Raw genomic sequence first — 21,891 nt, forward strand, 5'->3', positions numbered from 1 at the left:
AACTAAAAAGAAGTACCAAAGAACACACCACCGCGTTCTTGGTACTTCTTTTTAATTGTATTCGCTCAACCAGTCCGCAGCTTCTCTTCCCCTCCTATCTGTTTCTGCTTCTGATCTAACCGATAACTCATGAAAGTCAAAAGACTGGCAGCGATGGCAACAATTCCTCCTACCCACGTTACATTCATCAGCTCTCCCTGATGGTATACGATTCCGCCCAGTGCGGAGCCGAATGCGATGCCGACGTTGCTTGCGACAGGCATGAGGGAGGCGGCAAGTCCTGTTGCTTTTGGCTGGTAGATGCCGGCAAGGTCGATCAGGTAAAGCTGGGTGGATGTGGTTAACAAGATGGCCATCAGGGACATGAGGCCGATGTTAATCAAACCGAGCGTAAACTGATTGGTTGTCCAGTAGAGACTGATCAGGACAAGGGCCTGGATGAGAAAGACAAATCTTAGTCGTCCGATGGCGTTGCGGCTGGCGATTTTTCCGGCGAGAATGTTGCTGAAAATCGAGATGAACCCGTAGCCGAACAGGATCAGGCTGATGGAGCCTCCAGGCGCTTCCATCTGTTTCAGAATTGGGACGAGATACGTGAAGACGGCATACGTTGCTCCAAATCCAAGAGACGGAATGAAAAAGGCCATTAGAATTCTCGGGTGTGTCAATAATGAAAATTGATCGCGCATGGAACTGCGGGCTTGCTTCTGCAGATCAGGCAAGACGAAGAAAGCGGCTAAAAAGGCTATTCCCCCGAGAAGCGTCGTTAGCATAAACGTTGCATTCCAGTTGAACCTGCCGGCGACCAGGGTGCCGAGCGGGACGCCAACTACGTTTGCAAGGGTAAAGCCGCCAAATACAAAGGAGATGGCAAGGCTGCGTTTTGCGGCCGGCATCGTTTCGCTGGCAACCATCATGGCAAGCGAGATTAACACACCTGTGACAATGGCCGTGAGCATTCTGAGCCCAAGGAGAAGAGTATAGCTTGACGATATGATGCACAAAGCATTCAGAATGATGAACGCCCCGATTAAAAACAGCATCCATTTGCGCTTTTGGAAATGGCTTGTTGCTGACATGACGAGCGGTGTGGCCACGGCAAATGTGATCGCAAAGGCGGAAACCAGTGTGCCTGCCTGTGAATTGGTTATTCCAAGACTCGATGAAATGTCAGTCAAGATTCCGACAATGACAAATTCGCTTGTGCCGAGAACAAATGTTAATAAGGATAGTGTTAAAATAAGCAGCCAGTGCCGCTTAGTCAATTCTAGAGTGTCCATAATGACCCTTCCTTCTTAGGTGAACTTGCGAAGTAACGAAACAATTTAATTATGATAACACAGATGCGCTTTGCGAACGGTATAAAACGTTTGGTAATTGTTTGGTGAAATCTCTCCTTACATAGTTCAAAAGTTTAACAGGAACTTTTTCAGCAGCTGCTGTATGGCAGTTCTTTTTCGTTTTCTAGTTGTTTTCACCCGCATCATTTCAATAAAATGGTATAATTTACAGTGGGATAAAGGACAATCAAGCTTCACGCAGAAGAATCTTTTCTGCAGTGATTTTCAGATACTAATAGATGAATAGAAACAAGGAGTGGTCATAAATGAACGCAATGCTGCAAATGGGCGGAAACACCGTTTTAAGTTCCCCAAAAGGCTATGTAACGGTGAGTTTTGACCGGTCAAATACGATCGATATTTCTTTAACGGCTTTCCTTTTAACAGATACAGATAAAGTGCAGGGGGACAGCGGGATTATCTTTTACAATCAGCCGAATGGCCCTGCCGGTGTTGCGACGCTGCTGCCGTCTGAGAATGCGGGGAACACGGTCATACATAACCTGCAGTTTGATATGAGCAAAGCTCCTGCCAGAATCAGCAAGATTGCCATTACGCTGACAGAGGATAACCACACGGGGTTTGCGAATGTACGGAATTTAAAAGCCCAGGTGCGCTCGGGTGACAAGGTAATCGAGTTAACGCCGTCCAGCTTTTCAAAGGAAAACGGGATTGTGGTGCTGGAGCTGTATGTGAGAAACGGCCAGACAAAGGCGAAGTCCATCTGGCGCGGCTTTGATTCGGGCCTTGAAGGTCTGTGCAGGAATTTCGGTGTGGAAGTGGAGCCTGAGGAGCAAACTGCTCCTCCAAAAGCTGTTCAAACGCCGCCCGTCAAAGAACCTGTAAAGGCGCCGCCTGCTCCTGAGAAAAAAATTGTTCTTGAAAAGGTAAAGGGCAAGATCAATCTCGACAAAGGCCAGAAGCCGGTCATGATTGAGAAGACGCCGGAAATTACGGCTACGGTGTCATGGAAGACGGGGACAGATTATGATATCTATGCGCTCGTTTACACGAAGGACGGCAGGCAGGTCGATGTCGCAATGTTCGGGGCTGCAGGGGTACCTCCTCTGAGAAAGTTCGCAGGCGGAGCGGTTGAGCATATGGGAGATGTCGGAAGAGACAGCCGGAAAACGAAGACAGAGGTTATTAAATTAAGGTTAACGAACGATATCCTCGCCGTCGTGCCTGTTGTTTACTCCGCTCAGTCCAACGGAGCAGGTTCCTTCTACCGGTACAAGGTGTCGATGAGCATCGATAATCACAGCGGGACCTCCGTTACGATTTCCGCCAAGAATGCCAATGACAACGACCGGATCTATACGTGTGTTCCGGGAATTCTGCATAATACCCCGGATGGCGTAATCATCAATCCGCTGGAGCTGTACAGTTTCCCGAACTCAGAGTACAGACCACAGCTTAGAATGGGTGCATCAGGTATGGTCGAGGTTGTGATGGATGCAGGGCCGATTAATAATTATAAATAAAAAACGCGGACTTACCTTAATGCTGGGTAAGTCCGCGTTTTGCTTTTTTTAGGTGAACTGTTTTTACACAGCCGTCCCAGCTTCAGACAATACCCCTTTTTCCCTGCCGAGCTCCGGATGCACCTTTCTAACAACACTCGGTCTTGCCAGGGTAACGACCACTCCAATCAGGATTGCTGCAGAGGCAAGCAGGATGTACTGACCCGGTACGGCGTCGTACAGGAATCCAAACAGGATCATCCCGAGCGGCATGAGAGCCATGGCCATCGTTTCGATTAGTGAGAATACGCGGCCTTTGTAGTCGTCTTCGATCATTTTCTGCATCATGACCTGAATGGGTGTGTTGATGATGATGATCATGGCGCCGAAGCTGAACATGAGAATCATGTAAAAGATGAAGAAGGACCAGTAGGTCAAATCAATCATGAGCGGCAGCGCAGTGGCTCCAAGGATGATGCCGATGGTAAGAATGCCGCGTTTTGAGACGAGAAATGGATACTTGACCTCTTTTCGGACTGAGAAATAGACAGATAGGACGAGCATGCCGGCGGCGAAGGCTCCCTGCGTGAATCCGAAATGCTGTGATGACAGGTTTAGTTTTTCAATCAGGATGTAGGAGTAGCCTACCTCAAAGGCACCGAACAGGAAATTGACGATGAGGCAGAGCCAGATCAGGGTCATGAGCACCTGCTTCGTTTTCAAATAGCTTACGCCTGCTTTCATGCTCTGCCACATGGATTCTTTTGGCTTTCCTTCGGTTTTACGTTTTGCAAAAAGGGTGAAATTCATGGTGGATTCAAGAAGTACGGCTGCGATGGAAGCGGCGATGTAGATGATCAGAAAGGTCTCCATTGAAACGGCTCCATATAACAATCCTCCGGCTGCCGGACTGCCGATTGCTGCGAAGGACATGGCCATCTGGTTGAGTGACATGGCCCGCTGGATGCGTGCTTCGTCGACTAAGCCGGTGATGGATGATGAGAACGTGACGGAAGAAAAGGTGGAAGCGATGGCCAGGATGCTTGTTGTGATGTAGATGGCGGTCAATGAGAGACCATAGGTCAGGCTCACGTAAAGAAGACCGCTGATGGCAAGGGTAGTTGAGATCTGTGAGAGGATGACGATTTTTTTCCGTGAGTATTTGTCTGCGGCATAGCCTGCAAAGGGTGAAATCAGCGTCCGAGGCAGAATGTTGCATAGCAGGTTTGCAGCAAAGCTTGTGGCCGATCCTGTAATTTGCAGGATGTGAAAGCTGATGGCAAAGGCATATACCTGTGCGCCAAACGTTGAGATGAGCTTGCTGATGGTGAAGGTGAACAAATGGCAGGTCGCCATTTTTAATTTTTTTATTTCATCCATTAAAAACCCTCCAAATAGCAAAAGTTTAATTTAATTAAACAAATTATACCTCAGTCTGCTCTTCCATTTCAAGCAAAAGTTTAATAAAATTAAACTAATTAGAAAAATTGGGGTGTTAACCATGTTAGGGGAACGAATTCGAAACCTGCGGAAGCAGAAAAAACTGACACTTGCAGAGCTTGCGGGATCCGAACTTACGAAAGGAATGCTGAGCCTGATTGAGAACAATAAAGCGAATCCGTCTATGGAAAGCCTGGCCTATATCGCGAAGCGGCTGGAGGTGGATGTGTCCCATCTTGTTAATGAAGTAAATGTGGTTGAGCTGAGAGAAGTGCTGAATGAGGCAGAGAGAATATACAGCACGAACAAGGATGATCTTGCTGATAAATACGAAAAGCTCATCCATCTGATTGAACCGCATGTCCATAAGCTGCAGCAGGGTTATGAAGCGGCAAGGCTGCTGGAACTGTACGGACGCAGCATGTGCAGCGAGAAAAAAGAGTGGAAGGAACCAATTGACAAAGCCACAGTGCTTTATGAACAGATGAACCTGACACAAAAGCGGGCAAGCACGGGCCTTTTCCGGAGCATCGTCCATTTTATCGGGCACCATTATGAAAAGGCGCTGGAGGTGTTGCTTTTTGAGCGGAAAGAAATCGAAAAAAGGTTTGCCTATATTGACCCGATCACAAGGCTTGATCTCGATTATCATGAAGCCATCATGCACTTTGCAGTCGGCGATACCATGTCTGCAAAACGAGTGATGAATGAGGCGATCGCCTTTTCAAAAGAAAATAAAATGTATTACCTGATTGATGATTTGTACCGGATGGCAGCTGCTTCTGCCCTGATGGCTGAGGATACAGAGCTGTATACCTACTACATCATGAAATTGAAGCAGTATGCTGAATTCTCGGAAGATGAAGGATCCTGGCTCAGCTATCAGCTGTTTCATATTGAATCTTTCATTTTGGTCAAACATGATTACCGGGCGGCGCTTGATTTGATCAATCCGCACTTGGAGAAGGCAGAAACGGGCCTGAAATTCAAAGAATGGTTCTTCCTCCAAAAAGGGAAAGCCCTGCATGGCCTCCGGGAATATGAAGAAGCCATCCGCTATTTGAATCTGGCGGAAGTTCCGCCTTATCATCACCACCCGTTTGATTTATCCCAGTTTTACTTGAGGGATACTTACAAAGCCCTGTGCTATGAAAAGCTGGGGGATTCAGAAAAAGCTTTGGCGGCGGCTCGGACAGCGGTGGAGCGGTTTGAGGCAATGCCGGATTCGCCGTATAAAGAGTTCAGCAGGAATACGTATGAGGAGCTTGGGGGAAATAGAGAGATACAAAAATAGACATAAGCTGTAAAAAACATGAACCACCGGGCTTCAACTGCCTCCCGGTGGTTTTTTCTACTTATTTTTATACACCAATCTTCTTAAGAAAACCTCCATAGGACCGTTAAGATGCTGTTTCTCCAATACAGTGGCCAAAAGGAGTGAAAAAAGCCAGACTAAAACAGCAATCACAGCAGCCATTCCGTTACTCACCTTTCCTCCCAAATCAAGTGCTGCTGGCGATAAAAGAAGGACAAGCATCGCTTCATTCCAAATATAGAAGGTTAAGGAACGTTTTCCCAGGGCCGCTAATGAAAGGGTGAATCGTCCCGGAACGACTAATTTTGCCCCGATGATTCCAAATAGCGAGGCATAAGCCAGTCCTCCGGCGATTCCGGTTAAAATGTGCAATCCGTTCATGATACCGGCTGTAAAGAATCCAGGCTGCCAGACAGTTCCTAAAAGAGATAATGGGAGAGCGCCTGCCAGCGAGACAGATAATCCTGCAAAGGTCATGACATAGAGTGTTTTTAACCGCTGCTCCGGTTCTGTTAACAAGCGATATTTCGCCATCCACATGCCAAGCAGAACGGACGGAAGAATCGGGAACATGATATATATTAATAAAGGAATAGATGGAAATGAAAGCATCGCAGCAAAAGCAGTGTCAAGGTAGGTATCTGCGGCTGAGACCTCCGGGGGGAAACCATAGCCGCCGATTTCCTGCATATTAAAGCCCCATGCGACCGGTACCATCACCCCGTAGAACAGTGTGATTAAAACAAAAGTTTTGATCAACGTTTTTATTTCGCGTTTCAAAAGCCCGCTGACGATTAGTCCGGCTATCCCATAGGCCATAAGAATATCCTGTCCTCCAATGAAGACGGCCAGCGAAACACCGAATAAAATCAGATACCAGGAACGGCGCCGTATCGTTTTAATGGCAGCCTTTTCTGTTTCTCCTCTTGAGAGCTGACTTTCATATGCCAAAACAAAGCCATAGCCAAGCAAAACGGCAAACATCGCCCTGGCCCGGTTATCAATCAGGAAAAGGCCGATCAGATTCACGATTTGATCAAAGAAATTGACAGCCTCAACTCTTTGCATGATTCCGGGTTCAGAGGCGTACAAATAAAGCGGGGCATGAGCAAGTGCAATCAGCAGCAGCATAGCACCTCTTGCAAGATCCAGTGATAGTGCGCGCTTTGCTCTTCCGGCTTTTTGGGAATTTGATGAAACATTCATAATGCATTCTCCCTTGTTTAATACAATTATTAACCTGTAGCTGGCTAGGATCGTGCACACTCTTTATAAGTATATTTACGGTGCTCCCTGCCCTTGAGAAACGTATTGCTTCGATGGTTGTACTGGAAATACGTTTCTGTGCGGTAAAAGTTTCACATATTCAAGTTGCTGAACCTTTAAAATGTTCTGGTTTTCAGGTTGGGATATCCCGCTGTCACTAGTATAATTATGGTAAAGAGGTGAGCGGGTCTATGAAGAAGAACTACACAGTTATGTTTCTTATGCTTTTTTCAGCATCCATTACGGGCGGAATAGCAGCAAAGAATCTTTTTGATTATTCAGCGATAGCGGGATGGGGACTGGGAATACTATTCCTTTTATGTGCAGCATATTTTGCAGGAGAGAATGAAAAGAATCGAAAGTCACAGTAATATAAATTGCTGTGACTTTTTTGTTGTTCGGTCCGAACTTTGATGTGAAGCCATTTAAGGTTAACAGTGGCTAAAAAAAAGACCGGCCCAATTTGGTCCAGTCTCACTAAATCACTATAAAGACGTACACTAGCGGTTTTCCCGTCAATACACACTGCATTCCCTATTCACATGATGGCGTCCAATCGGCACCACAGAGGGAGAGCCGGAGACCGGGTCCGGTATGACGGTGCAGTTGAGGCCGAAGATGTCTTTGATCAGTGTGCTTGTGATGACCTCTGACGGTGTGCCTTCTGCGACAAGCCTTCCCTGTTGAAGCGCAAAGATGTGATCGGCATAGCGGGCGGACAGGTTGATGTCATGAAGGACCATGACGATTGTCGTGCCGTGCTTCCTGTTCAGGTCTGTCAGCAGGTCAAGAATTTCAATTTGATAGGTGATATCCAGATAAGTTGTCGGTTCATCGAGAAACAGGATGTCTGTTTGTTGTGCAAGAGCCATCGCAATCCAGACACGCTGTCTTTGGCCGCCTGAAAGCTCGTCAATACTGCGGTCGGCAAATTCCGTGATGTTCATGATTTCCATGGCTTCGGCAACCGCTTCATAGTCCTTTTTTGTCCAGCCTTTCAGAAACGTCTGATGAGGGTACCTTCCGCGACCTACCAAGTCTGCAACCGTTATACCCTCAGGAACAATCGGGGATTGCGGCAATAGCCCGAGAACCCTTGCAAGCTGTTTTGGCGGGATTTTGCTGATGGGTTTTCCGTTAAGGGTCACTTGGCCGGAAGCAGGTTTAATGAGCCTTGCCATTGTTTTAAGCAGGGTTGATTTTCCGCAGCCGTTTGCTCCGATCATAATGCTGATTTTATTGCTCGGAATGGAGAGGCTTACATCATGCAGAATGAGGTTGTTCTCATATCCAGCTGTGATTCGTTCGGATTGAAAAGTAAGTGCCGGTTTCATTATAAATCTCCTTTTCGATTCATTCGGATCAGCAGGTAAATCAAGTAGGGCGCTCCAAGAATGCCGGTAATGACCCCTACAGGGTACCTTGCAGTAAAGGTAAACTGTCCAACAAGGTCAGATGCAAGCACCAGGATAATGCCGGTGAGACCTGCCGGAATGATCGGTGAAAACCCTGCACCCGCCAGTCTTTTTGCGATAGGGCCTGAAAGGAATGCGACAAATGCGATCGGGCCTGTTGCAGCGGTTGCAAGAGCGATGATCAGAACAGAACTGATGATCAGGGCGAGTCTGGTTTTATCTGTATCCACACCGAGAGACGAGGCTGCCTCCTCTCCAAGCTCCAGCATATCCAGCCGTTTTGCAAGTCCGATAAGGACAGGAGTGAAGATAAGAACGGTGATCATCAGAGGATACAGGTTCTCCATCTTCGATCCATTCAGGCTGCCGCTCAGCCACCTGATGGCTGTGGGAATATCGTGCTCCTGACCGATTAGCAATAGATAGGAAATGACAGCGTCAAGCATGGCCTGAATGCCTATTCCGATTAAGATCAGCCGGCCGATTGAAAAAGAAGATCCTTTTGATAATAGGAAAATAACCAGCACTGCAGCAAGTCCTCCAAAAATAGAAGCAATGGAAACTACCGTATTGCTTGCGTGAAGGACAATGATGCAAAAAACGGCGGCTGCACTTGAGCCGGCGGTTATTCCGATGACATTCGGGTTTGCTAAAGGATTGCGCAGCATGGTCTGGAAGACAGCTCCTGCAGCTCCAAAAGCAAATCCGGCAAACAAGCCCGCAACCATCCTTGGGAAGCGGATTGTGCCCACTGCAAACGTGGCCCCTTTTACTTTTTCGCCCATGAGGACACTTATGACATCCTGAACGGGATAAATAGTGTTTCCAAGCATGAGCATAGCGCAGCAAAGGGCGAACGCTATGACTGCGAGGAAGGAAGTCACAAGGATAAATCGGAGCCGTCTCTTTTTTCTGCCTGACATAATAAGGTTGATCGTTTCATTCATCATAACGCACGCATTTTCGCTTTCATAGTTAGTAAGATTAAGATAGGAGCCCCAATAAAGGCTGTAACGACGCCGACTTCAAGCTCACCTGGTCTTCCGGCAAGTCTGCCGCACACATCGGATATGGTTAAGATAATGGCGCCGGAAAGAGCTGACATCGGAATCACATACCGCAAATCAGGTCCGATGACGAGCCGTATCACGTGGGTGGATAATAAGCCGATAAAGCCGATCGGGCCTGCCAGTGCCGTTGCAGCACCGCACAGCAGAACGCCGCCAAAAGCAGCAATCAGCCTGAGTGTGCCTGTCCGCACTCCTAAACCTGACGCAGCCTCGTCGCCTAAAGCCAATGCATTTAGAGCAGGGGCGGACAAAATGGCAATAAGGACTCCTGTGAGAAGAAAAGGAACAAACAGAGAAATAGAATCCCAGTTTCCTGCCCCGACACTCCCTACCTGCCAATATCGGAATTGATCCATCACGTTTGAACGGGGAATCATAATCGCCATCACAAGCGATGATAAGGCCGCACTTGTGGCAGCACCCGCTAAAACGAGTTTAAGGGGCGTGGCTCCGCCACTCCCCATAGAACCGATTCCGAATACAAAAATGGCCGTTATGATTGCCCCCGCAAGTGCAAGCCAGATATAGTGGCCCGCTGTACTGATATCTAAAAAGGTAATGCCGCAGACGACAAAGAGAGCCGCCCCTGTGTTAACTCCCAATATGCTCGGATCTGCAATCGGATTGCGCGTGACGGACTGCATCAGGGCGCCGGAAACGCCCAGTGCAGCACCGCACATAAGGCTGAACACCGTACGTGCCATTCTTTGGCGGACAACATTTGCTCCGTGGGACTGTACATCAGGATGGAACAGACCGTCCATGAGTTCCTTCCATCCAACAGTACGGGACCCAAAGATAAGAGAAGCCGCTGCGCATATGCCGAGCAAAATGATTGAAAGAATGAAAACCTTTATGAAATTCCTGGGTATCATCAGCTGCTTCTTTTCTGTAACGGACTGATTCATCATTTAGTTTAATTTGCTTGCAGCTTCTGAGAGTAATTTTAAGTATTCGTCAAGAGAATATTCAATCGCAAGCGGATTTGGAGTTCCAGCGGCTGCAAGCGGTGTGTTGTCTCCAATGATGACAACAGACCCTTTTTGAACGGCCGGAATTTTCCCAAGGATTGGATCAGCCTGCAATGCTTTTAACGTATTTTCATTGCCATAAGAGACAAGGATTTCAGCATCGTTAAGCATATCAGCATTCTCTGCGCTTAATTCCAGGTAGAAGCTTTCTTCGTCTTTTAACTGGCTTGTAATGCTTTCAGGGTATTCCATTCCAAGCTCACTAAGGAACTCTCCGCGCGGGTCTGCTGGAGTGTAAATGTAAAATTTAGAAAGATCATCAGCTGAAATGCTGACGAATGCCGCTTTTTTTCCTTTAAGTTCAGGGTGTTCACTTGCTTTATCCTGAATGAATTTCTCTGTATCGGCAATCAGCTTTTTGCCTTCTTCTTCCATTCCCATACCCATTGAATTGTAGGTAATTTGTTCACGCCATGAAGCAACCCAAGGAGCAGATTGGAAGGCAATAACCGGAGCGATTTCACTTAATGTATCGTATTCTTCTTGTGTGATGCCTGAGTAGGCAGCGAGAATCACATCTGGTTCAGCATCTGAGATGGCTTCAAAATCTAATCCGTCCGTATCCTGGAAGATATTCGGGTTTTCTTCACCAAGTTCTTTCACTTTATCTTTCGTCCAAGGCAGCATTCCGCTATCATCCTGAATGCCGTAGTTTGCTGCTGAAAAACCTACAGGCACCACACCTAAAGCAAGAGCAACGTCATGGTTCGCCCATGCAATCGTCGCAATGCGCTCAGGCTTCTCTTCAATGACTGTTTCGCCAAATGCATGCTTAATTGTGATCGGATATTGTGTGTTTGACTCTTCTGAATCAGCTTTCTTGGCAGAAGCTTTTTCCGAAGTGGCTGATTCCTCACTTGAGCAGCCTGCAAGTGCAATCATGAGCACAGCCATGAGAGAAAATGCCAATATTGAAAATCTGCGTCTTGTATTCATTTGTATTTCCTTCCTTAGCACTAGTTTATTTGATAATAATTATCATTATCATTAATTTATCCTCAATTTGACGGGTTGTCAATGAAAATATGAATCATTTAAATCTTGCTGAAACGGCGCGCTGAAGGTATTGGAAAGCTTTTAATTGAAGCGTTTTCGTGTTCCTGTTTATAAATGGAAAGTATTTTTTTGCAGAAAAAAGGGAAGAAATGCCGAAACACATAAATGAAAGGAAGCAAAAGAGATTTATGAAAATTCGTGAATCGTTCCACATGAAACAGTGATGTGGAACATTCTTCGTTTCTTCCTTAAAGCAGATGAATGGTTGACAAGGAATGCAGGACCCCCTACAATTAATCATTATTCAGAAATACTCAAATTTAATATAAAGCAAGCTATGATGGCTGTGGATCACACTACAGCTGGAGCAGCTTCTGGAGAGACCGCTTTGTTAGCGGCGCCGAAGGGTTCACAATCTCAGGCAAAAGGACAGGAGAGTATGGAAATTGGATTTGTTGTGCTCGTTATTTGCAGCCCAGCATATGCTATTTTAGTATTCTTCCAGAGAGATTGGGATTCTTCCAGTCTCTTTTTTTATTGGGTTTTTTTACATCTCAGAAGGAGGAGTTCAGAATGGCACAGCAGGAATTGAAGAGAGAGTTGGCGAACCGCCATGTGCAGCTGATTGCAATTGGCGGGACGATTGGTACGGGGTTGTTTTTAGGGTCGGGCAAGGCGATTCAGCTTGCGGGACCGTCGATAATATTCGCTTATTTGATTGTGGGAGTTGCGCTGTTTTTTATGATGAGGGCGCTTGGTGAGCTGCTGCTGTCCAAGGCAGGATATGAGTCGTTTACAGATATTTCCGAGGATTATCTTGGGCCGCGGGCGGCGTTTGTGACAGGATGGACGTATTGGTTCTGCTGGATCATGACGGCGATGGCCGATGTGATTGCGGTCGGTGTGTACGTGCAATATTGGTATGACATTCCGCAGTGGGTTCCGGCGCTTGTCTGTTTGCTTCTTTTACTTGGGCTCAATCTTTTAACAGTGAAGCTCTTTGGTGAATTGGAGTTTTGGTTTGCTTTGATCAAGGTGGTTACGATTCTTGCGTTGATTGTGATTGGGGCTGTTATGCTTGTAGTCGGCTTTCAGACAGATGCGGGAGCCGTTTCGGTGAACAATCTGTGGGGGCATGGCGGCCTGTTTCCTAATGGGATGACCGGATTTTTGCTTTCATTCCAGATGGTCGTATTTGCGTTTGTCGGAGTAGAATTGGTCGGGGTTTCTGCGGCGGAAACGTCCAATCCGAGAAAAAACATTCCGTCTGCCATTAATAAAATTCCGCTCCGCATTTTGTTTTTCTACGTCGGCGCTCTGATTGTCCTGCTCAGCATTAATCCGTGGACGGAATTGAATGCGGCGGAAAGTCCTTTTGTGAAGACATTCAGCTTAATCGGCATTCCGCTTGCTGCGGGAATCATTAATTTTGTTGTTCTGACGTCTGCTGCATCTGCCTGCAACAGCGGGCTGTTCTCGACAAGCCGGATCCTGTTTACGCTAAGCAAACGCGATCAGGCGCCGGCCTCCATGAGGAAGCTGACGAAGCAGCATGTGCCGGGAAATGCGCTGTGGCTGTCAGCTGCCGTCGTGTCAGCTGGTGCGCTTCTCAGCAAGCTGATTCCCGAGCAGGCTTTCGGCATTGTGACGACAATCAGCGCCATCTGCTTTATCTGGGTGTGGAGCGTGATTCTGATCTGTCATATAAAATACCGGAAAACCCGTCCGGATCTGCACGCAAAGTCAGCTTTTAAAGCTCCGTTTGCACCGTTCATCAACTATGCGGTTCTGGCGCTGTTTGGGCTGATACTGATTGTGATGCTCATGGCGGATGCGACCCGTCCTGCGTTAGTGCTGACGCCTGTGTGGTTTAGTTTGCTGTATGTTCTGTATGCATCTGGAAGAAAGTCCCCGTCTTCACACATGTGAAATAACAGGCAGCATTGAGGACCGTAAAATAAAGAGGCTGTCTGACAGTGGGGTTTCCCGCTGCAGGCGGCCTCTTTAAATAGAGCGGGTGTCTGTTTCTTCTTCATTTCTTTATAGAATGGTCATTCTTGAAATGTCCCTTCAATCCCTTCACCGCCTTCAAGCTCCATCAGTATTCTATCCCGATTATCTATTTTCTTTTTAACAAGTATCTTCAGCCTTTTATCAGAACCATCTGCTCTTTTTGCGTTTATGATCCATTCATCCCCATTCCGTTTTAGCTGGACAGCAGCGGGCTGATTTGTGCTGATAGTGATATCATCAGCGGTTTTAAGTGTATCTGCTTTCCAGAATACAGCTTCTGTTACCGCGAGTTTTGTGTTTTCAGCCGCTTGAACGCCGCCATGATTGCTAATGATTTTAATGAGGGATTCTCCTTTTATCTTTTCGAATTCCTCTTTAGTGGCACCAGGGGCGACAATATATTGGTACTGATTGTTTTCTGGATTTTTTCCGTGATTGATCCACATGCCAAGGACTTTTTCTTTGACATGGGATTCTCCTTCGTACCGCTGATTGATTTTTTCCCAGCTTGCTTCCCGTTTGTTGAGCATAAGATGAATGCGGTCATTGTTTCCGGGAAAGATGTAGCCAATGCCGTTGTGGTAGACCCAGCCTGGCTTAGAGATTGTTTTGTGGGTGGAATCGTCCAGTTTGGGTGTTTCGGACGTTTCAACCGGCTGATTCCAGATCCGCTGGTCGATGGTTGTGACAATCGGATCCTTGCTCTCAGACGTTATGCCTGCTCCAAGTGCTGCAATGGTGTCCCCGAAAAAGAACCATGCTTTCTTGGCAGATAGGTTCTGGTTATTCAAGTTCATTGCCGTTATCCCGTTTTTACCGTCACTGAACATGAGTGTTTCATTGTTATCACCGGAAATCCGTTCTTTTTTTTCATCATTGTGCACAACAGTTGTTCCGGGGATTTTGCGCCAATCCCACACCGGGAAAATTCCTGCATACCCGTCGCCTTTTAAATAGAAAAGACTGGCTCCATCTGCCATATGGCGATTATTGAGTCCTTCGCCGTTGTAATACGGTTCACTTGAGTTCATTCCCTCAGGAAGGATTCGAACGGAGCTATAAGAATTCTTTTGATGATGAACCATCAGTCCGGAACTCTCATAAGCCCGATTGCCCGCAAACGGGGGACGTTTCCCTTCTAAACGTTCAATCATACGCTTGTAATCATCTTTCCGGCTTGTCGGAAGCTCTTCCATCATCTTTGCAGCGGCCATAACATCCTGAATTTGATTGTTTTTGCGGGTAATGCCTCTGCCCAATGAGGTATAGTCAATCGTGTTATCTGCTATAAACCACTGAATGCCATCCAGGATAAAGTGGGACAGCATTTGATAATCGTCACTTGAGAACGAGTAGGCCGTACCGTGAACTAAAGTAAACATGCCTGCTGTCTCGAGTGCGTACCGTATCCCGTATGTACCGGTTTGAACGGATTGTTCATGCTGATGAAAGGTCATATCCGGCTGTATACCGACGCTGCTCACGTTTAAAGTGGATTGCATGGAAGATACGGCGTGTTTAATCATGGAAGGATCCTCCTGGATCAACCCGCTGATATAGCTGATTTTCTCACTTTCGATTAAATTCACTCCATGGAGGGGAGGAGAGTCCGACTCAGTATATTCCTCCAGCATTTTGACAGAAGCCTGCGCTGTTTTTTCAGGGAGTTTTTCATCCATCAGAAACAAGATATTAACCAGGATCATCGGGATCCTCAGTCTGTTCCACCACCAATTTTCAGCCTGCACAGGATTTTGATTCCAATAGTCCAGCCCTGCCGTGATATCGTTTTTCAGTTTCTTATCCTGATAGCTTATGTGATTTTTAGATTGGTAGGCTTTGGCCATAGTCTCTAGCCGTTCAAGGTGACTGACTGTTTCCCTTGGATTTTCATCCTTGACTGTGTATGAAATGTCTGTGAATTTGCCTTCGCTGTTTTGTTTTTTCTGCAGGGAAAAGACGCTTTCAGTCATGCCGTCCGTTAAATAGGTCATATACCGTTCCTTTAGCTCTTGCAGAGGGTCTTCCTTAGGTGGAGTATCCCTGTCCAGCATGACAATCATAAAAATGGCCGCAGCCAGTATGATTGTCAGTGATATGATCATGTTCTTGTTGAATATGTGCAAATGCCTCACCTGTCACTTTAAGAAATGTAGTTCAACCATATCATATTGACGGGCTTTGCTGAGGGTATAAGACGAATTGAAAAGAGGATGTAAAAGAGCGGGAGAATTGTTACATTTGCAATAGATTCTTTACATGAAACCAAACCGCTTTTCATCCTGAATTAACAAAAATATCCTCCTGATAGCAGCTGCTTTCCTATTCAGCCTTAATCCCTGGACTTGTAGATTTGTCCAAGCTGTGATAGGTGTTTCCAGAAAGAGAAAGACCTTTGACATATGCGACCACATTAATGCCGTAACGGCCGTTTTTCAGAGAATTATCCCGGATGGAAATGTTGGAAAATCTGCTTGTGCCGTCATAGCCTTTATTGATGCGAATGACATCGGAGGACGGGGAAGCTGCACGATTGGCTATCTTGTTGCGGGTGACGCTCACATTATTTCCTCCAGCAATGTCAATTGCTGCCGAAAAACGGCCAGTTCCATCAATTGTATTGCCGGTGATGTCCACGTTATCACTGTAAACGGAGACAGCAGACCACATATCGTACTCGTTCGTTTCTTTGTATGTGTCATAAAAATTATTCTGATAAAAACTGTTCTGTATGTGATTATTAGCAATGACAGCACCGGGTGACTGAATTTTGACAGCCCGTTTATGATTTTTCTCAAATGTATTGTGCTTGATTGTGACTCCTACATTCTCTTTAAAACCCTGAACGACGATTCCGTCACCATCATCCTTTGGCCCGATTTCTGTTATCAGGGAATGCTGGATCGTGATGTTTTTGCTCGGCGGCTGGGATGATATGGCTGGGCTTATCAGAATTCCCCGCGCAACTAAATGATCCCAGCCGGAATTGAAGGTTTTGTTTTTGGCATAGACGTCCCGGATGGTGAGCTGGTCAAACAGCACATCTTGCACCCCGCCTTCGACACGGATGGCAATTGGCACGGATTCCGCCCACTTCGGATGTTCAGGCTGGCTGAAATGCTGCAGTTTAAGCTTGCTTGCTTGAAAGCCGATTGTGCCATTCATCACAGTCATACCGCGCAAAAACGTTTTATTTCCATCAATCGTCAAGTCATGGATGGAAATACCGCTGCCGTAAATTCGAAGCATAGATTCACCCGGTCCGTCAGCTTTTATGACAGCGTTCGATCCGTAAACTTCAGTCTTTTCCTTTACCGTCAGTGCCTCCTTAATCAGGTAGGTGCCTTCGGGAAAATAAACACTCTTTCCTTTCCCGCTGTAGAGTGCTTTTTTTATGGCCGCGGTATCATTTGTTGCACCATCGCCCGCAGCTCCAAAATCTTTGACATTTAGAATATCACTTTCTGCAGGAACAAAGCCTCCTGCAATCCAGACAGAACATATCAGCATAGCAGCAATAATCAGTCCTTTTCTTTTTCTCACACTTATTCCCCTTCTTTTGTGTAAAATGAAAAACACTATCCATCAAAAGTATCGGACGGATCTGGATTTTTTACACAAAAAAAGGAATTTATTAAATAGATTTTCCTGTTCCTAAAGACCTTTATATTTTATAAAGAAAGAGAGCAGCCATCTTGACTGCTCACATGTTTTACGCTGATGCTTTATGCTCCGGACGCACATCAGACTGCCGTTTCGAATTCTTTGTTTTCGGTACAGGAATAACAAATCCGCTGAGCGGGATAAACTGCAGGATCCGGATAAATAAGGATGCAATCAGCATGACCGCAAGGAACATCAGAGGGACATACTGTACCTGCCAGTACGTCTCTGGCAGATGACGGGCAAATAAGTAAAGAATCATCGGATGAATGAGATAGATACCCATGGAATATTGCCCAATGACCGTTAATGTTTTTTTCACGATGCTGAGCTTCGCAAGCAGCGGGTAGATTCCGATGATCGCAATGCTGAGTGCAGGGATGTTGAACAAGTTCGTCAATCTGCGGTTTGATACGTATCCTTTCGTCTGATACTCAACTACTGCCCCGGCTGAAACCAACAGAATCACAGCGAGCATTTTCCATGGCCGCTTCGTCGCAAACCGGACAATTTCATCCCAGAAGTACGCCATAAATCCGCCGAAGGCAAAATAGAAGATCCAGATGGGCATAAATGATTTGCCTGCGAGAAACTCGCCAAGCTTTCCTTCGATTCCGGGGTTGAAGCCGTAGAGATTAAAACTAATGATAAAAGAAAGAGCTGTAAAAATCAGCAGAGTAGTCTGCGTCTTGAAAATTTTCTGCAGAAATGGAAAAATGAGATAAAATTGCACGACAATTGCAACAAAATACAAATGATAGAAAGAATCCCCCATTAGAAATGTTGTCAGTTCTTCCGCAGGGTTTCCTAGAGCCTTGTTGTCGTAATAATAGAGAAGCAGGCGGTAGGCAGCACTCCAGATCAGAAATGGCAGGAGAATCTTTGAAAATCTTGACTGCAGAAATCGGTCAAGCTCAAATCCTTTTCTTTTTACTTGGTAAAAAAGGAGAAATCCGCTGATGACGGCAAAAATGGTGGTGCCAAACCGGCCATATTGATTCATGAAATAAGTGAACCAGTTCCATGTTTCATCATTCATTCCGTAATTAGTAGCCGAAACATGGACGCCTACAACCAGCAGGCAGGCAAATGCGCGCAAAAAATGAATTTCGAAAATGTACGTTTTCTGTTTAGGCTCTTGCTTAGTATGAGCTGTCATTGTAACTCCTCCTGCATGTTAGAAGTCGGGGCTGACTAGATGATGCTGATGACGCCAGCGGGTTTAACACATGATAGAATAGGAAAATAAATAACAAAAAGCGGGTACGTCTATGACTTATTTTTTTGAAATTTTCAGGTCAGTCTATCATTTCATCTATTTTTGCATCATGGTTACAGGCTGCTTTTTTATTTACTATCAGCTGTTTAAAAAGCGGTAGCTACAGATTCTGGTAAACTTTTAAAAAGGCATCATCAAGAAACCGGACGTTCGGATCATCGGTCAGGCAGCTTTCGGCAATTGTGTCCGCAAGCTCTCTGCACGATGGGATTTCAATGTTTTTTAAGAAGTGATACCGTGCCTTTTTCATCAAAAATTGAAGCTTCTCATCCTTCAATGCGGACAGGAGCTGCTGATCAATCGGCCGTTTCGGGTCAAGCCTGCGCGCCAGTCCTTCTGTTTCCAGATACTCCATGTTCTTTTCTTCCTGACCGGGAAGCACGGAATGAACAAAAACCGGAAGAGATTTTTTGATTGCTTCCCCAACCGTTATTCCTCCTGGCTTCGTAATCAGGGCGTCTGCCCAGTTATACAGTCTGTTCATTTGCTCTGCTTCTGTAATGTAGGAAATGCCGGTCATATTCGGCCTCCCTAAATCCATGATCTGCTGCAGCAATTCCTGATTGTGTCCGCAAAGGATTTTATACTTGATTTTGCTTGAAGCGGTCGTTTTGAGCAAAGATTGCAGGGAATCCCCAAGACCGAGACTTCCCCCGCTGACAAGAATATGAAGGGTGCCGTCTTCCGCTTCCGGCTTGCGTTTTTTATACTGATCATTCGTGACAATGCCGGAAACTTTGACAGAAGCGGGATCAGTACCTGCTTCGATTAAATGCTGCTTCATACCGGCTGTTGAAACAATGTGCATATCAATATGATCCCTGCCCCAGACGCCGTTAAGAAAGAAGTCGGTGTACACATTCACAACAGGCGCTGTTATCATGCCGTATCTTTTCAGCTTATCTGCTAAAAAAGAGGGGAAGCTGTGCGTGCAAATGATGACGTCCGGCTGTTTTTCACGGATAAGCTGCTCCATTTTTTCAAGAAAAAGAGTTTCATAAATAGAATGCAGCAAGCTTTTGTTTTTCTGGAAAAAAGACGAATACAGCCAGCTGTAGGCAGACGGAAATGCGGTGATCCAGTTTACGTAAAGCTGTGAGATGAATTTTTCCAGTGAAGAGCTTGCATAGTCAAGAATATCTACTTTTTCACACATAGTGGACGGGTCCTGGTGTGAAAAAGCTTCAATTAGTGCATCAGCAGTACGATGATGACCTGATTCCATCTGAAAAAGCGGCAAAACGAGTACTCGTTTCATTAATCAACCCCCCAAAAAAATCGTTACAAGATTTCATTTATTCTTTTCCTGAGCGTTCTTTTAACGGGCACGATGCCTGATGCGGCACCGATCAGAATACTTGCAGCAAGCAAAAGGAAGCTTCCTTCCTTTGACAGGCCTGGCTGTAAGGAGAAGTGCAGCAGCGAGTCACCGATTTCCCTCCCAAGCAGATCGCTTAAGGGCCATGAAAGTATACAAGCTAGTGCCCACCCAAGAAGAGCTGTGAGGATGCTTTCCCCGATAAACAGCCCGTAAATCCTGGTGTTCGAGGCTCCAAGGCTTCGTAAAATACCAATCTCTTTCGTTCGTTCAAAAATGGAGATGCTTGACGCAATCATGAGATTCGCCGTTCCGACGGCTGCAAAGAGAATTCCGGTGCAGGCAATCGTCCAAACGATAAGGCCGATCATTTCCTTTGGCCTCGAGGTGATGTCCTCCGCAGTTTCCGATCCTTCAATCAGAACGCCTGATGAAGACAGTTTCTGTTCCCCTTCCGCGAGGAGAGACCGGGTACTTTCCGATTTATGCTTGACTGCCAGAAGCCTGTTGACAGATTCCTGTCCGAGCCATTGCTGATAAGCGTCCTGATCCATATAGACAGCAGGTCCGGTCAGTGAATGTTTCATAATGCCTGCAATCTTCCACTCTCTGCTGTCCTTCCCGATCCTCAGTTTTACTGTATCCCCGGGCTTGAGCGGCCCAAGTCTTTCTACAAGCTCTGTATTAATCACGATGCCATCCGGCTGTGAGGCTTTCAGCCAGCTTCCATTCACTGTCCCGGGCTTAATTAAATCAGATGATGCCGGCAGCGAGTACAGCAGCGCATTTTGTTGATCAGAGGATGTGATAATCTCTGTATTTCTTTTTGTCCACCCTTCAACCGCACGGATGCCTTCCACTTTTCCGGCAAGTGATGTGATTTCATCTGCAGGAAGCGGGCTTTTTACAGACCACTCTACATCGTGCTGCCAGAAATTCTCCGTCTGGTTCATTTCCTGCTGCAGGGACTGATGAAGGGAATAGCATGCAAGAATGACCGCGCCGCCGAAAGAGAGCATCACAATGTTCATAATGGATTGCGCTTTTTTGGCAGAAAGGTTCCGGAATGACAGAAGAGACAGATGAAAGAATCGCCTGCGGCTTCTTCCCGCTTTTTTCATGTTCAGCTGTCCGGACCGCATAAGTCCCTCTCCAATTGGAGAAGAAATCAGCCTTCTTACAGGGAAAACGGCTCCTGCGAGCGGAAGAATAAAGGAAAAGATAACGAGCGTCAGCGCAACCTTTGGAGAGAGCCAGCCGGTTATGGTGCTGCCGAAATTCAGCTCTTCAAAAAGGACAGATACCAAATATCTTGAGAAAAGACTGATAACCGGCAGAGAGATTATACTGACAGTCATTCCAATAACGAAGATTAAGAGAGCATACTGCCGCCAAAGATGGGAAGTCCCTGCCCCGGTAACCTTCTGAATGCTGAGCGAATAAGCATCCTCAGACAAAATGCGGTAGAAAAGGTGTACGATCAGAATAAAACCGAGAACAGATCCAAACAAACCGAGTAGAAGAAGGATTGTAAAGAGCGTGTTCATCAAGGTTTCTCTCATAAAAAACGTATCAGAAGACATTTCGCTTCTATATACGGTAATACCGTTATCTTCAAGGTGCTTTCGGATGTTCCGGAGCGCCTCGTTCCTGTCTGTCCCATCCTCAAGCACAACATGAATCATGTTCTTAGATAGAGGAATATCAAGCTTCTTTGCTGCTGCCGCTGAAAGATACCCGTAGCCTGATCCGCTGTACTTCGCCGGAATTTTGGAGGGATCCCGAACGGTTTTGGTTACGGAAAGAACGGTGCTTTTTTGGTTTTGAGGCAGGATGATTTCCATTTTTTCACCAGAATCAAGCCCCGTGTGCCCGGCGGTTGTCGCTTCGATCCATATCTCGTGATCATCTGGCAATGAACTCCCGGCTTTCTCCATTTTATTAATAGCAAAGGGAGATTCGGGTAAGATCTGTACTTGCAGATTCATATAGGTGCCATCAAGCTTGGCCCGGCTTCTGATCTGCGTTTTTGCTTCTGCGATTTTGACTTCCGGCATAGAAGCGGCAAAATCTATATTCTTATCAAAAAGACCGGTGTAGTAAGTAATATCAGCAATGGAGGCTTCCTGCCGGCTTTTTTGCACCAGCTGTTCAAACAAATCATTTGAGTTTAGCAGTGTTCCCACTGATATAAAGCAAAAAAGGAAGGCGCCGATCATTAAAAACGCTTTTCCCTTTTGATGAAAAAAGCTTCTAAGTGCAAGTCTCAAATATAATGGCAT

The 21,891-nt window shown here is 46.1% G+C and carries 16 protein-coding genes and 1 riboswitch; of the genes, 4 read left to right on the plus strand and 12 right to left on the minus strand.

Annotated elements, in window-relative coordinates; all coding sequences use genetic code 11:
• Positions 1-65: 65 nt before the first annotated feature.
• Positions 66-1,280: an MFS transporter gene (locus ABEQ24_RS07335; protein WP_430006165.1), complete on the minus strand. Its 1,215-nt coding sequence runs from the start codon at positions 1,278-1,280 to the stop codon at positions 66-68.
• Between the two features lie 326 nt (positions 1,281-1,606).
• Here ABEQ24_RS07335 and ABEQ24_RS07340 point away from each other — a divergent pair, with 326 nt between their 5' ends.
• Positions 1,607-2,824, plus strand: a complete 1,218-nt coding sequence (locus ABEQ24_RS07340; protein ID WP_430006166.1) for a TerD family protein — start codon at positions 1,607-1,609, stop codon at positions 2,822-2,824.
• 63 nt (positions 2,825-2,887) lie between these two features.
• Here the strand turns inward: ABEQ24_RS07340 and ABEQ24_RS07345 are convergent, their stop codons facing one another.
• Positions 2,888-4,183, minus strand: coding sequence for an MFS transporter (locus ABEQ24_RS07345; protein ID WP_430006167.1), 1,296 nt, complete (start codon positions 4,181-4,183; stop codon positions 2,888-2,890).
• 121 nt (positions 4,184-4,304) lie between these two features.
• On the opposite strand from ABEQ24_RS07345, the gene ABEQ24_RS07350 reads away from it, so the two are divergent.
• Entirely contained in the window at positions 4,305-5,537 is a 1,233-nt protein-coding gene (locus ABEQ24_RS07350) for a helix-turn-helix domain-containing protein (protein ID WP_430006168.1), read from the plus strand.
• Between the two features lie 57 nt (positions 5,538-5,594).
• Here ABEQ24_RS07350 and ABEQ24_RS07355 read toward each other — a convergent pair whose 3' ends face one another.
• Positions 5,595-6,764, minus strand: a complete 1,170-nt coding sequence (locus ABEQ24_RS07355; RefSeq protein WP_430006169.1) for a DUF418 domain-containing protein — start codon at positions 6,762-6,764, stop codon at positions 5,595-5,597.
• A 251-nt stretch (positions 6,765-7,015) separates the two neighbouring features.
• Between ABEQ24_RS07355 and ABEQ24_RS07360 the strand changes: the two genes are divergently transcribed.
• Positions 7,016-7,195, plus strand: coding sequence for a hypothetical protein (locus ABEQ24_RS07360; RefSeq protein WP_430006170.1), 180 nt, complete (start codon positions 7,016-7,018; stop codon positions 7,193-7,195).
• Positions 7,196-7,339: 144 nt separating this feature from the next.
• Here the strand turns inward: ABEQ24_RS07360 and ABEQ24_RS07365 are convergent, their stop codons facing one another.
• From ABEQ24_RS07365 to ABEQ24_RS07380, 4 genes are read right to left on the minus strand one after another with little or no spacing between them, the layout of a single operon-like run.
• Positions 7,340-8,158 carry an ABC transporter ATP-binding protein gene (locus ABEQ24_RS07365; RefSeq protein WP_430006171.1) on the minus strand — a complete coding sequence of 273 codons (819 nt, stop codon included), beginning with the start codon at positions 8,156-8,158 and terminating at the stop codon, positions 7,340-7,342.
• A complete protein-coding gene (locus ABEQ24_RS07370; RefSeq protein ID WP_430006172.1) occupies positions 8,158-9,189 on the minus strand; it encodes a FecCD family ABC transporter permease in 1,032 nt (343 codons plus the stop codon). Before ABEQ24_RS07370 ends, ABEQ24_RS07365 begins: the two co-directional genes overlap by 1 nt.
• Entirely contained in the window at positions 9,186-10,220 is a 1,035-nt protein-coding gene (locus ABEQ24_RS07375) for a FecCD family ABC transporter permease (protein ID WP_430006173.1), read from the minus strand. The genes ABEQ24_RS07370 and ABEQ24_RS07375 overlap by 4 nt, the downstream gene beginning before the upstream one ends.
• A complete protein-coding gene (locus ABEQ24_RS07380) occupies positions 10,221-11,276 on the minus strand; it encodes an iron-siderophore ABC transporter substrate-binding protein (RefSeq protein WP_430006174.1) in 1,056 nt (351 codons plus the stop codon).
• A 424-nt stretch (positions 11,277-11,700) separates the two neighbouring features.
• A riboswitch (glycine riboswitch) is annotated at positions 11,701-11,779 on the plus strand.
• Positions 11,780-11,909: 130 nt separating this feature from the next.
• Here ABEQ24_RS07380 and ABEQ24_RS07385 point away from each other — a divergent pair.
• Positions 11,910-13,265 carry an amino acid permease gene (locus ABEQ24_RS07385; protein WP_430006175.1) on the plus strand — a complete coding sequence of 452 codons (1,356 nt, stop codon included), beginning with the start codon at positions 11,910-11,912 and terminating at the stop codon, positions 13,263-13,265.
• Between the two features lie 122 nt (positions 13,266-13,387).
• Here ABEQ24_RS07385 and ABEQ24_RS07390 read toward each other — a convergent pair whose 3' ends face one another.
• The 5 genes from ABEQ24_RS07390 to ABEQ24_RS07410 all read right to left on the minus strand — a co-directional run bounded on the left by ABEQ24_RS07390 (position 13,388) and on the right by ABEQ24_RS07410 (position 21,891).
• Positions 13,388-15,475 carry a polysaccharide lyase family 8 super-sandwich domain-containing protein gene (locus ABEQ24_RS07390; protein WP_430006176.1) on the minus strand — a complete coding sequence of 696 codons (2,088 nt, stop codon included), beginning with the start codon at positions 15,473-15,475 and terminating at the stop codon, positions 13,388-13,390.
• Positions 15,476-15,671: 196 nt separating this feature from the next.
• Positions 15,672-16,892 (minus strand): glycosyl hydrolase family 28-related protein, encoded by a 1,221-nt coding sequence (locus ABEQ24_RS07395; RefSeq protein WP_430006177.1) that lies wholly within the window; start codon positions 16,890-16,892, stop codon positions 15,672-15,674.
• Positions 16,893-17,061: 169 nt separating this feature from the next.
• Positions 17,062-18,171, minus strand: a complete 1,110-nt coding sequence (locus ABEQ24_RS07400) for an acyltransferase (RefSeq protein ID WP_430006178.1) — start codon at positions 18,169-18,171, stop codon at positions 17,062-17,064.
• A 220-nt stretch (positions 18,172-18,391) separates the two neighbouring features.
• The gene (locus tag ABEQ24_RS07405; protein WP_430006179.1) at positions 18,392-19,549 is read right to left on the minus strand and encodes an MGDG synthase family glycosyltransferase; all 1,158 of its coding nucleotides are present in this window, start codon (positions 19,547-19,549) and stop codon (positions 18,392-18,394) included.
• Between the two features lie 23 nt (positions 19,550-19,572).
• The gene (locus ABEQ24_RS07410) at positions 19,573-21,891 is read right to left on the minus strand and encodes an FtsX-like permease family protein (protein ID WP_430006180.1); all 2,319 of its coding nucleotides are present in this window, start codon (positions 21,889-21,891) and stop codon (positions 19,573-19,575) included.

The organism is Metabacillus idriensis, from assembly GCF_050483325.1.
In the GTDB taxonomy this organism is placed as follows: Bacteria; Bacillota; Bacilli; order Bacillales; family Bacillaceae; genus Bacillus_P; species Bacillus_P idriensis_A.

Excerpts from the sequence above, each read along its gene's own strand:
- ABEQ24_RS07345 (WP_430006167.1), bottom strand. The coding sequence starts at position 4,183 with ATGGATGAAATAAAAAAATTAAAAATGGCGACCTGCCATTTGTTCACC.
- ABEQ24_RS07340 (WP_430006166.1), top strand. The coding sequence starts at position 1,607 with ATGAACGCAATGCTGCAAATGGGCGGAAACACCGTTTTAAGTTCCCCA.
- ABEQ24_RS07365 (WP_430006171.1), bottom strand. The coding sequence starts at position 8,158 with ATGAAACCGGCACTTACTTTTCAATCCGAACGAATCACAGCTGGATAT.
- ABEQ24_RS07350 (WP_430006168.1), top strand. The coding sequence starts at position 4,305 with ATGTTAGGGGAACGAATTCGAAACCTGCGGAAGCAGAAAAAACTGACA.
- ABEQ24_RS07375 (WP_430006173.1), bottom strand. The coding sequence starts at position 10,220 with ATGATGAATCAGTCCGTTACAGAAAAGAAGCAGCTGATGATACCCAGG.
- ABEQ24_RS07355 (WP_430006169.1), bottom strand. The coding sequence starts at position 6,764 with ATGAATGTTTCATCAAATTCCCAAAAAGCCGGAAGAGCAAAGCGCGCA.
- ABEQ24_RS07410 (WP_430006180.1), bottom strand. The coding sequence starts at position 21,891 with ATGCCATTATATTTGAGACTTGCACTTAGAAGCTTTTTTCATCAAAAG.
- ABEQ24_RS07360 (WP_430006170.1), top strand. The coding sequence starts at position 7,016 with ATGAAGAAGAACTACACAGTTATGTTTCTTATGCTTTTTTCAGCATCC.
- ABEQ24_RS07400 (WP_430006178.1), bottom strand. The coding sequence starts at position 18,171 with ATGACAGCTCATACTAAGCAAGAGCCTAAACAGAAAACGTACATTTTC.
- ABEQ24_RS07370 (WP_430006172.1), bottom strand. The coding sequence starts at position 9,189 with ATGATGAATGAAACGATCAACCTTATTATGTCAGGCAGAAAAAAGAGA.
- ABEQ24_RS07385 (WP_430006175.1), top strand. The coding sequence starts at position 11,910 with ATGGCACAGCAGGAATTGAAGAGAGAGTTGGCGAACCGCCATGTGCAG.
- ABEQ24_RS07405 (WP_430006179.1), bottom strand. The coding sequence starts at position 19,549 with ATGAAACGAGTACTCGTTTTGCCGCTTTTTCAGATGGAATCAGGTCAT.
- ABEQ24_RS07335 (WP_430006165.1), bottom strand. The coding sequence starts at position 1,280 with ATGGACACTCTAGAATTGACTAAGCGGCACTGGCTGCTTATTTTAACA.
- ABEQ24_RS07380 (WP_430006174.1), bottom strand. The coding sequence starts at position 11,276 with ATGAATACAAGACGCAGATTTTCAATATTGGCATTTTCTCTCATGGCT.